9 protein-coding genes are annotated in these 10,080 nt (G+C 59.8%); 7 read left to right on the top strand and 2 right to left on the bottom strand.

The window, feature by feature from the left end; all coding sequences use genetic code 11:
- From AAE029_RS35940 to AAE029_RS35920, 5 genes are all read left to right on the top strand, one after another.
- A partial coding sequence (locus tag AAE029_RS35940; RefSeq protein WP_371077720.1) for a hypothetical protein occupies positions 1 to 256 on the top strand: 256 nt, incomplete at its 5' end.
- 75 nt (positions 257 to 331) lie between these two features.
- Positions 332 to 1,558, top strand: a complete 1,227-nt coding sequence (locus tag AAE029_RS35935) for an alpha-D-ribose 1-methylphosphonate 5-triphosphate diphosphatase (RefSeq protein ID WP_371077719.1) — start codon at positions 332 to 334, stop codon at positions 1,556 to 1,558.
- Positions 1,559 to 1,767: 209 nt separating this feature from the next.
- Entirely contained in the window at positions 1,768 to 2,124 is a 357-nt protein-coding gene (locus AAE029_RS35930) for a hypothetical protein (RefSeq protein ID WP_371077718.1), read from the top strand.
- Between the two features lie 178 nt (positions 2,125 to 2,302).
- On the top strand, positions 2,303 to 2,569 hold the full coding sequence (locus tag AAE029_RS35925) for a DUF2277 domain-containing protein (protein WP_371077717.1): 267 nt from the start codon (positions 2,303 to 2,305) through the stop codon (positions 2,567 to 2,569).
- A gap of 266 nt (positions 2,570 to 2,835) precedes the next feature.
- Positions 2,836 to 4,842 (top strand): ABC transporter ATP-binding protein/permease, encoded by a 2,007-nt coding sequence (locus tag AAE029_RS35920; RefSeq protein WP_371077722.1) that lies wholly within the window; start codon positions 2,836 to 2,838, stop codon positions 4,840 to 4,842.
- 176 nt (positions 4,843 to 5,018) lie between these two features.
- Here the strand turns inward: AAE029_RS35920 and AAE029_RS35915 are convergent, their stop codons facing one another.
- The gene (locus tag AAE029_RS35915) at positions 5,019 to 7,478 is read right to left on the bottom strand and encodes a PAS-domain containing protein (RefSeq protein WP_371077716.1); all 2,460 of its coding nucleotides are present in this window, start codon (positions 7,476 to 7,478) and stop codon (positions 5,019 to 5,021) included.
- 81 nt (positions 7,479 to 7,559) lie between these two features.
- Complete coding sequence (locus AAE029_RS35910) at positions 7,560 to 8,654, bottom strand: branched-chain amino acid ABC transporter substrate-binding protein (protein ID WP_371077715.1); 1,095 nt, start codon at positions 8,652 to 8,654, stop codon at positions 7,560 to 7,562.
- A 133-nt stretch (positions 8,655 to 8,787) separates the two neighbouring features.
- Between AAE029_RS35910 and AAE029_RS35905 the strand changes: the two genes are divergently transcribed.
- Positions 8,788 to 8,985 (top strand): hypothetical protein, encoded by a 198-nt coding sequence (locus AAE029_RS35905; RefSeq protein WP_371077714.1) that lies wholly within the window; start codon positions 8,788 to 8,790, stop codon positions 8,983 to 8,985.
- Between the two features lie 133 nt (positions 8,986 to 9,118).
- The gene (locus tag AAE029_RS35900) at positions 9,119 to 9,658 is read left to right on the top strand and encodes an AAA family ATPase (protein WP_371077721.1); all 540 of its coding nucleotides are present in this window, start codon (positions 9,119 to 9,121) and stop codon (positions 9,656 to 9,658) included.
- The last annotated feature ends 422 nt before the right edge of the window (positions 9,659 to 10,080 follow it).

Raw genomic sequence — 10,080 nt, 5'->3', positions numbered from 1 at the left:
CTGCGGTTGCAATATGAAGTTAATGCAATTCCATGCGCAAACTGACTTGGTGAGGCAAGATGGGGCGACGGCGGCGCCAAACAACCGCCATCTCGCGCTACAACTTGGACAACCTCCTGAAAGGTCACATCTAGAGTTCGATCTGTTTCGTGATCCGCAGCGCATCGTCGACCTCTATGCCAAGATAGCCACCGCAGACGTGTCGCTCAATCATGCCGATGCACAGCGACGTTCGCAAATCTGTCATATCGGGTAGTTAGAAGCGGCGGGCGGCGCGCAGCCTGTCGACGGACTTGGCTGCTGCGCCTCTTCTTTTTGCGGAATGAGACCGATGCAGAACAACTCGGCAGTGATCATCGAGGGTGCGACCGTGGTTTTCGGCGACCGTCTGGCGCACGCTTGCGTGCGTATCGAAGACGGCCGGATCACAGCGATCGACGGCGCGCGCGACGGAGCGGACATTGTCGACGGACGCGGCCATCTCCTCGCTCCGGCTTTCGTGGACATTCATGGCGACGCCTTCGAGCGTCAGGTCATGCCGCGGCCCGGCACCATGCTCCCCGTTGCTCCCGCCCTGCTCGAGACGGACCGCCAGCTTGCCGCCAACGGCATCGCCACGGCCTATCACGCCCTGACGTTGAGCTGGGAGCCGGGGCTTCGGTCGGTCGAAAACGGTTACGCCATCGTCCGCGCGCTCGATGCCCTCGCTCCGCGGCTGACGGTGGACAATCGCGTGCAGCTACGCTGGGAAACCTTCTGCTTCGAGGCCGTCGAGCTCATCCGCGAGGCGCTTGCCGGTCCGCGCCTGCCGTCGATTGCCTTCAACGACCATACATCGATGGTGATGCTGCATCCCTCGATACCGTTGCAGGAACGGCCGTTTGACCTTGATCCGGCCTTCCCGGCAGTCGATCCCGAAACGCCTGCATTCGCGGCGAAGATGGCCGAACGCGCCAAGCGGGCGAAAATCCCGGTGTCGGACATGGTCGCGCTCGTCCGCGACATGTGGGAGCGCCGGCCGCAGGTGCCGGCTGCGATCGAGGAAGTGGCAGCCCTCGGCCAGGCCGCCGGCGCACCGATGTTGTCGCATGACGACAGCCAGATCGAAACGCGCGATTTCTTCCGCGTCCGCGGCGCGCGGATCAGCGAATTCCCGATGAACAAGAGGGTGGCGCGGGCCGCCCGCGAGGCTGGCGACTTTATCGTCTTCGGCGCGCCGAATGCGACGCGGGGCGGCAGCCACATCGCTTCGATCGGTGCCGCCGATATGATTCGCGAAGGCCTCTGCGACATTCTCGCCTCCGACTATTACTATCCGGCGATGCTGCTCGGTCTGGCAAGGCTCAAGGCCGATGGCGTGGCACCGCTTCATGCGCTCTGGCCACTCGTTTCCGACAATCCGGCGCGCGCGTCCGGGCTCTCCGATCGCGGCGTGATCAAAGTCGGCAAGCGGGCGGATCTTGTGTTGGTCGATTGGCCGGAAGGTGCTGCACCCGCGGTGCGGCGCACCTGGGTCGCCGGACGGGAAGCCTATCGCGCGGCTCCCGCCGGCTACTGAAGCATTGGGACCGGCATGGTGCCCCTCTAGAGCAGTTCCAGGAAAAGTGCGGAACGCGGTTTTCCGTCCAGGAATGAACAATTTGTAATTCTATTCCAGCCGTTTAACCATTGATCCCGCACAGCGGCGGGCCCATTTCCATATGTGTAACGCAGACGTGCCCTGCAGGGAGGACAGCCGACCGTCTCAGCAGATGAAAGGATATCGTCATGAACCGCGTTGCTAAAATCGCTGTCGTTTCCGCCCTTTCCAGTCTTGCGCTTGTCGGTGTCAGCCGCGCGGCAAGTTTCGGCATGAACAGCCCAAGCGGCATCGAACAGACGCTCCGTAATTTCCAAGGCAACGACTTTTTCGTCCAGCCTTTCTATAACTGGCACGGTAGGGATCCCGCATATGGCCCGCGCTCCGCTCCGGACCGTTCGGCACAGGACGTGCGCCAGATCCAGGCTTCGATCGAGGCCAACAGGGTTCTGACGCGCAAACTCGCGGCCGACGGCGTCAGAGTCCGCAATGTCATCAACGCGGAACAGGCGGCTGACGGCAGCATTACCTTCTATACTGACTAATCGGAACGAGACAGCGCAGAGCAGTACTCTCCTTTGAATTTGAGTAAAACGTAAAAGGCCCCGCGACGAGCGGGGCTTGGTTCGACCGTGGACTGGTTGCAATTGGCGCTCACGCGACTACTTTCTATGCCGGCCACCCTCCCCTCAGTGGCAAAGAGAAAATGACCGGGAGCAAGTCATGTGCCGAAATATAAAACCCCTGTTCAATTTCGATCCGCCAGCGACGGACGAGGAGATCCATGACGCTGCGCTCCAGTTCGTGCGCAAGCTGAGTGGAACGACCAAACCGTCGAAGCGCAATGAGGTCGCGTTCGAGCGCGCGGTCAGTTCGATCGCGGCATGCGCCCGCGAGCTGCTTGATTCGCTGGAAACGTCTCAACCTCCTCGTGATCGCGAGGAGGTAGCGGCAAAGGCGCGCGCGAGAACGGCGCTCCGGTTCGCGTAAGAGAGTCCCGTCACGCACAGGAGATCTCAATCAGGCCTCAAGTTGGCCTAACCTGATGACCGGCAATAGCTGGCCCGCACGCTGCTGGTAGGAAAGTGGCCCGGGCGTGAACAGGTCTTTTAAGATCAACGCTCTGTTCGAACGAAGGCGTTTTGGTTCTCCGTGCGTGCGATGGTGGCCGCCTCAATCTCTCGACAAACGCCCACGATGCAATGCTCGGCGTCGGCATCGTGAAACCTTTTGATTTTTCAGCCGTTGTCGCGCTTATGGGCGAGGCTAAATTTCATTCGAAATCGGTCGATGGCGCCAAACCGCATGGTGCCGAGAACTCGCGCCAAGCGAAGGCATCGACCGTCGAGGTCACGCCGCCGCCTGATGTCAGCGAATCCGATCGAAACCTGACGCCTGAGGAGACCGAACAGGCGCGAAAGAGATATTTGCTCAGGCGTTTCTGGATCAGCGCGCGCGGGTACTGGGGCCGCAGCGGCGACGGCTTCGCATGGCCATGCTCAATCGCGCTGTTGGCCCTGATCGGTATCAATGTCGGCTTCCAGTATGGAATCAATCTCTGGAACCGCGGGATTTTCGACGCCATAGAGCAACACGATGCCCACACCGTCTATTTCCTGAGTGCGGTGTTCCCACCGCTCGTGCTCGGGAGTGTCGCCCTGGTCACCATACAAGTCTACATTCGCATGATGATCCAGCGACGGTGGCGTTCCTGGCTGACGGCCGCGCTTATAGCTCGCTGGCTCGCAAACGGCCGCTATTATCAGTTGAACCTGATCGGCGGCGACCACAAGAACCCCGAGGCGCGCATCTCTGAGGATTTGCGGATTGCCACGGAGTCCCCGGTCGATTTCCTCGCCGGCGTCATTTCCGCATTTGTGTCAGCCTCGACCTTCATCGTGGTGCTGTGGACGATCGGCGGAGCTCTGACGCTCCCGATCGCAGGTTCGACCATCACGATCCCCGGCTTTCTCGTCGTCACAGCGGTCCTCTATGCCGTGATCACGTCCACCTCGATGGCCGTCATCGGCCGCCATTTCGTCGAGGTCTCCGAGGTCAAGAATCAGGTGGAAGCTGAATTTCGCTATACGCTGACGCATGTGCGCGAAAATGGCGAGAGCATCGCATTGCTCGGCGGCGAAGAGGAGGAGCGCAACGACCTCGACAGGACCTTCGGCACTGTGCTGAAGCAGTGGGCGCTGCTTGCGCACCAATACATGCGCACGACGCTTGTGTCGCACGGGTCCATGTTGATTGCGCCTGTCGTGCCGGTCCTGCTTTGCGCGCCGAAATTTCTCGAAGGCAGCATGACACTGGGTGAGGTCATGCAGGCTGCCTCTGCCTTCGCCATCGTTCAGGGCGCGTTCGGATGGCTGGTCGATAACTACCCGCGTCTTGCCGACTGGAACGCCTGCGCGCGGCGCGTCGCCTCGCTGATGATGTCGCTCGACGGGCTGGAGCGCGCCGAAACGAGCGACTCCCTCGTGCGCATCAAGCACGGTGAAACTGAAGGCGAGGCGATGCTGTGCCTCGACGATCTCTCCGTAACGCTCGACGACGGCACTGCCGTGGTCAAGGAAACACAGGTCGAGATCGAGCCAGGCGAACGGGTGCTCGTGGCTGGAGAATCCGGCTCGGGCAAAAGCACACTTGTGCGGGCCATCGCAGGTCTCTGGCCCTGGGGTCATGGCAGCATCGATTTCCACGCCGACAGGCGATTGTTCATGTTGCCGCAACGGCCCTACATACCCTCCGGCACGCTTCGCCGTACGGTCGCATATCCCCGCGCCGCCGATAGTTGGACGCTGGATGAAATCAAGGCGGCCCTCGAGAAGGTGGGCCTCGGTTATCTGAATGACAAGATCGAGGAAGAGGCACCATGGGACCAGACATTGTCGGGTGGCGAAAAGCAGCGGCTCGCCTTTGCGCGTCTGCTGCTGCACGATCCTGATATCATCGTACTGGACGAAGCAACGTCGGCCCTTGATGAGAAGAGCCAGGACAAGATGATGGAGATGGTAATCCACGAATTGCCGAAGGTCACCATCATAAGCGTGGCGCATCGCGCTGAGCTGGAAGCCTTCCATAGCCGCAAGATCACATTGGAACGGCGCGAGGGCGGCGCAAAGCTTGTGAGCGATATTGACCTTGTCCCGCGCAAGAGGAAGCCGAATGTGCTTTCGCGGCTTTTGGACAAGCGGCGCTTCCAGCCGGAAGACAGCACGAGCTTGAACAAAGCGACGCTGCCCCGGAATAAGAATTGAAGTCTGCCTGAGATGTCAGGCACAGCTAGTGTCCTGATTCCGAAGTTCGTCATACTTCGCAGCGAGCACTGAACGAACTTAGGACGCTAGTAACTTAATGATTTTATTGCCTTTTGAGATTTTAAGTTCGCTCCGGCACCCGCTGCTCGAATGGTGCGAACTTCAAATCCACCACACTAGGGACGAAGCCGGTCAAGAGTTTCCTGAAGAATCGCGGCAGCCTTTTCGCGCTCGCTGGCTGACATAAGTCCGGGTTCTGCCTCCAGCGTTAAATGTGGCAGCTTACTTCGAATTGCGCTGCAGGCGGCCGTCAGATTGGCCTTGAAATCGATCACACGATAAGTCGCGACGGGATATGCTATTCCCTTGACACGAATGTGCCCCACCTCCTCACAGTGGATGAGGTCCTTTATGTGCGCGAACGTCTCGTAGGAGATGAACACGGTTCCCGGAGCCGCTTCCTCCTCAAGCCGTGCAGCAAGGTTCACCGCGCCACCGATGATCGTGTAGTCCATTCGATCTTCGCTGCCGAAGTTACCCACCGTGCAATAGTCCGTATGGATACCAATCCGGCAGCGCAACGGCGTCTCTATTCCGATGCTGCGCCAGGTGTCGCCGAGCTCGCCCACCCGCTTCTGCATGGCCAGCGCCATCGAAACGCAGGCAATTGCGTCGTCCCCGACACCGCGTGTCTCGGGATCGCCGAAGAACATCAAAATCGCGTCGCCGACATACTTGTCGATTGTGGCCCCGAAATCTAAGGCGATCTTCGACATCTCCGTCAGATATTGATTGAGGAGCTGCGTAAGCTCCTCAGATTCCATCCTGTCGGTTGTTTCCGTAAATCCGGCAATGTCCGAGAAACAGATCGTAAGCTTCTTACGCTGACTCGCGATCCTGACGTCCTGCCGGCCGCTGAAGATTGAACGATAGACCTGCGGCGCGAGGTATTTGGCAAGTTTGCTTGAGAGCGCTTCAAGCGCAGTCGATTTTTCGGACAGGTCCTGCTCTCGCCGTTTCAGCTCGGTCACGTCGGAGTAGACTGCCACCGTGCCTCCGCCCGAAATGCGACGCTCGCTGATTTGAATCCAGCGATCCGGGTTGCGTCGCTGAACAAGCGTTCTGCTCGGACTGCGATGCGATTCAAGCCGTTCGGCGATCCATTCCTCCTCGCGGCCGATCGCATCTTCGATCAGGCCGCGTCGAGCGGCAGCACGGATAATCGCCTCGAAACCGGCTCCGGAAACGACGGCATCATCCATCCCTGGGTAGAGGATTTCGCGATAGCGGCTGTTGCAGAGGACGAGCCGGTCTTCCGCATCGTAAAGTGCGAAGCCTTCCGAAATGCTTTCGATCGCGTCGATGAGACGCTGACGTGCTTCGGCCACGTCACGCAGATTTTTCTCCTCGACTTCGATCGCCGTATCCCGAAAGAGCCGAAGGGCCTCCGCCATGCGGCCAATCTCGTCGCCAGCCGTCTTGGGCAGTGGCGCTCGAAGATTGCCGGCAGCAATGGCGAGCATACTCTGGCTGACGGCCGCGAGGCGGGCAAGAAGGTTGCGATCCACATAGAGCCACACGATCAGAACCGAGCTGACAAGAGTGAGAAGGGCGGAACCGAGAACCACTCCGGTCCCGAAAGTCTGCACGGTCGCCGTCTCTCGTGCTGCATCGGCGATCTCGCGGTCGGCGACATTCACAAGGCGGTCGAGCGCAGTGGTCAGAGCGCGGGAGAGTCGCTCATTCTCGGCCACGAGCCTCTCGCCTTCGGCCAGAATGGCCAGCTCATCCCCACGCGCGGACGGAATTCCGCTATCGCCCGCAGCCAGCACCTTCAACTCGGCCACACGTTGCTGGAACCGGCTCCGTAACTTTGCTTCGATTTCTTGGGCTATCGCTTCAAGGCCGCTGAGCGATCGCTGGAGCGGGAACGCGACCAACGCAAGATCCCCCGGCGTGGGCGAGTTAGCGGCCCTCAGCAGGGCACCATTGATGATCGCAATCTCCTGCTGCGCTTTCTGCTGCGGCAGGTAGTCAGCGACCGCCTGTGCAAGGCCCGCTGTTGCTGTGGCGCGCATCTCGGGCGACGCAGCCGTGCCGCTCATCGCCTCCCGCCACCCGGAAACCTTCGAATTCACGACCAGAATACCGGCTGCCACCAGACGCAGGCTTGCGGTCGTCGTGGCTGACAGCCGCCGCAACAGCTCTTCCTTCCGCGCCACGACCGTCAGCCTCGCCTCGACCAGTTCGTCAAGGGTCCGGAGATTTTTCGCCAGGCCAAGAACCGCCCCTTCGATCTCCGTGATGGATTCGCGGCTGAGCGTGGTACCTTTGAGCGCCTTGAGCAGTTGTTCGAGCCGCGCCATCTCGGTCGCGATGACAGCGGACACCTCGGTGCGCTTCGTCTTGCTGGTTACCGCGAGCATGGACGGCGCTGCGGCGGCAACCCGTTCGGCCTGGCGGGACAACTGGAGCGCGGCGAGCGCAGAGGGCGTCTGACGCTGCGTGATGCGCTCGACGACAGAACCGACTTCCAGATGGACGTAGATTGCTGCGGCGGTCGACAGCATGCTGATCGCGCTCAGGGCGAAGAACACGAGCAACAGACGGCCGCGTATACCGAGACGGTCAAGCATTGACCCCAATCCTGATGAGGCAACAAGTCTATCTGCCAGTATTGTCCCGGTTTCACCGGCCGCGCCGGCAGTCTGCCAGTCTTACTTTAGGGGTACATACTCCCCATTTTTCCAAACGTACCACACCCAGTTCTGTGTCGTGGGGTCGCCCTTGTCGTCGAAGGCAATCGGCCCGAGCACGGTCGAAAATTCGCCGTCTCGAAGCGCCGCGATCACCTTCGAAAGTTCGAGCGAGCCAGCTTTGGCGACCGCCTGCGCCCAGACCTGGATCGCTCCGTAGGTGAGCAGCGTGTAGGCATAGGGCTCATAGTTTTCGGCGCGAAAACGCGCAACGACAGGAGCGGCTTCGGCGTTTCGGCGCGGGTCCGGGGCAAACGTGAAGAGGATACCTTCGGCCGCGGGACCCGCGATCAGCGCCAGCTCCTCGGTTGCCATCGCGTCGCCAGATATGAACTGAACCGGATAGCCGCGATCGCGCGCTGCGCTTGCCATGAGCGCGACCTCGGTGTGGTAGCCTCCGACATAGACCACGTCGATGCCTGCTTCCTGCAATCTTGCAACCTCCGCCGCATAGTCGCTCTTTCCAGGCTCGTACTGAAGGTAGATCGCTTCGTTGACATTACGGGTGTTCAGCCGCCTCTTGGTTTCCTCGGCGAGGCCTTTGCCGTACGTCGTATTGTCGTGCAGGATCGCGATCTTCTTGTCACGCCAATGCTCAGCCAGAAAATCCCCTGCAACCGTCCCCTGCGCGTCGTCGCGGCCAATCACCCGGAAAACATTGGCGCGGCCCAGCTCCGTCAGAAGCGGATTGGTCGAACCGGGCGATATCTGCAGCACTCCTGCCGCTTCGTAAATCTCCGATGCCGGGATTGATGCTCCGGAGCAGTAGTGCCCGACCACGAAAACCACTCTATCTGCCAAGAGCTTCCTGGCGGCGGCACCGGCCTGCTCGGGGTCGCAGTAATCATCGGCAATGACCAGACGTACTGGCTGGCCGAGCACGCCGCGTTCAGCGTTGAGATCGAGCACGGCCAACTCTGCGCCGCGCTGCAATTGCTCGCCGATCCAGGACAGCTTCCCGGTCATGGGGCCTGCGGCCCCTATTACAACTTCTGCATGAGTTTGGAAGCTGAGCGCGCAAACCAGGACGGCAGCAGCGGCGAAACGTCGGCGCATCGCTACACCTCCCAGTTCGACTTACTCCGAATGCGTCGGAGCCACTCTTCTCGCGCGACCATATTAGCGCAATCTGATATGCATATGCCAGTAGCGAGGGGCGACATTTCCCCCCGCCAGTCGAAACGTTCGAGTGTGGTCTGAATGGCCGCTTCCCACCAGACTTGCTGATGACAGCTCATGGCGCGAGGGTGACCATCGCCTTTCGCGGACGGCCTATTGGTTACAACTCGATCTGCTCGGCAATGCGCAGGGCGTTGTCCTCCTCTACTCCGAGATATCGAATGGTGCTTTCTACCTCGAACCGAACTGGGCGCTTGTTTTCTTCTGAATGATGGTAGGACGATCTCGGATCGAACTTCCTGACCAAAGGTCTCCGTCAATGATGAGCGATGCGACTTGAGGTTGACAACTCCGATTACTCTGGCGATAGGAAGCTTCCTCAAAATTCCGACCGGTGTCCCATGCTGCCTTTGCATTCCCTTGGCGAGCGCATCGTCGTTCTCGGCCCTTCCAACGCAGGTAAGTCAACTCTGGCGGTCGCCCTCTCGAAAAAACTCGGGTTTCCTGCCATTCATCTCGATCAGCTTCACCATCTACCGAATACGGACTGGCAGCAACGTCCGGAGGCAGAGTTTGCCGCGCTTCATGATGCGGCAATTCTCGGAGAGCAATGGGTGATGGAGGGCAACTATTCGCGCTTGATGCCTCAGCGCTTTGCCCGTGCCACGGGCGCTATCCTCGTTACCTCCAATCACTGGCTACGCTTTGCCCGTTACCTCAAGCGCACGCTTGTCAACCGTGCCGACCGTGCAGGGCACCTCGAAGGCGCCAGGGACAGCATTAAGTGGGAAATGATCCATTGGATTGTGGTGAAGACCCGAAACAGCAGCGTTAAATATTCGCGGATTATCCAAGAATCCGGTCTCCCAGCGGCTGAATGCTACACCGCTGATGCGCTGAACGAACTATATCGGGCGTGGGAGTTGCCAACCCGGCGATAGGCATTTTCCAAAGCTTTGGTTGCCTGTCTGCCTAAGCGGACATTTGTTAGTTGTTGAAGGATAGGCCGCTTTGCGCCGTCCATGTCGGTGTGTGACGTGAGCCCGAGGCTGTTCGCGATAGCAGACGTTGCCGAGTAACTCACCGAAATGCCGAACGACGTGACACGTTGACGAAGGTCGAAAGCGGCGCCTGCACCAGCGCGGCCGACTAGTGGGTGGGCGGGGTCGCCCCGCCCTTGCGAAGGAAATAACCCCAGTTATCTATGATCCAAATCGCCATGGCTGGCTTTATTTCGCACAATCCCTATTTATTAATTTGGTCAAATTTCTCAAGCGCGTGAGCAACCATTTGGGCTTCCGCAAGGGAAGGAGTGACGCCATGCGGCCGGATGCTTGATGGATCAGGCCGACTAGGAGAGCGA

It is taken from the genome of Sinorhizobium sp. CB7, from assembly GCF_041357635.1.
Lineage (GTDB): Bacteria > Pseudomonadota > Alphaproteobacteria > Rhizobiales > Rhizobiaceae > Rhizobium.
Note: the sequence above shows the minus strand (reverse complement) of the source record. Positions and strands in the feature narration are given on the sequence as shown.

What these genes read in the sequence shown, in the direction of transcription:
- AAE029_RS35910 (WP_371077715.1), bottom strand. Translation starts at nt 8,654, where the DNA reads ATGCGCCGACGTTTCGCCGCTGCTGCCGTCCTGGTTTGCGCGCTCAGC.
- AAE029_RS35920 (WP_371077722.1), top strand. Translation starts at nt 2,836, where the DNA reads ATGGGCGAGGCTAAATTTCATTCGAAATCGGTCGATGGCGCCAAACCG.
- AAE029_RS35915 (WP_371077716.1), bottom strand. Translation starts at nt 7,478, where the DNA reads ATGCTTGACCGTCTCGGTATACGCGGCCGTCTGTTGCTCGTGTTCTTC.
- AAE029_RS35925 (WP_371077717.1), top strand. Translation starts at nt 2,303, where the DNA reads ATGTGCCGAAATATAAAACCCCTGTTCAATTTCGATCCGCCAGCGACG.
- AAE029_RS35935 (WP_371077719.1), top strand. Translation starts at nt 332, where the DNA reads ATGCAGAACAACTCGGCAGTGATCATCGAGGGTGCGACCGTGGTTTTC.
- AAE029_RS35900 (WP_371077721.1), top strand. Translation starts at nt 9,119, where the DNA reads ATGCTGCCTTTGCATTCCCTTGGCGAGCGCATCGTCGTTCTCGGCCCT.
- AAE029_RS35930 (WP_371077718.1), top strand. Translation starts at nt 1,768, where the DNA reads ATGAACCGCGTTGCTAAAATCGCTGTCGTTTCCGCCCTTTCCAGTCTT.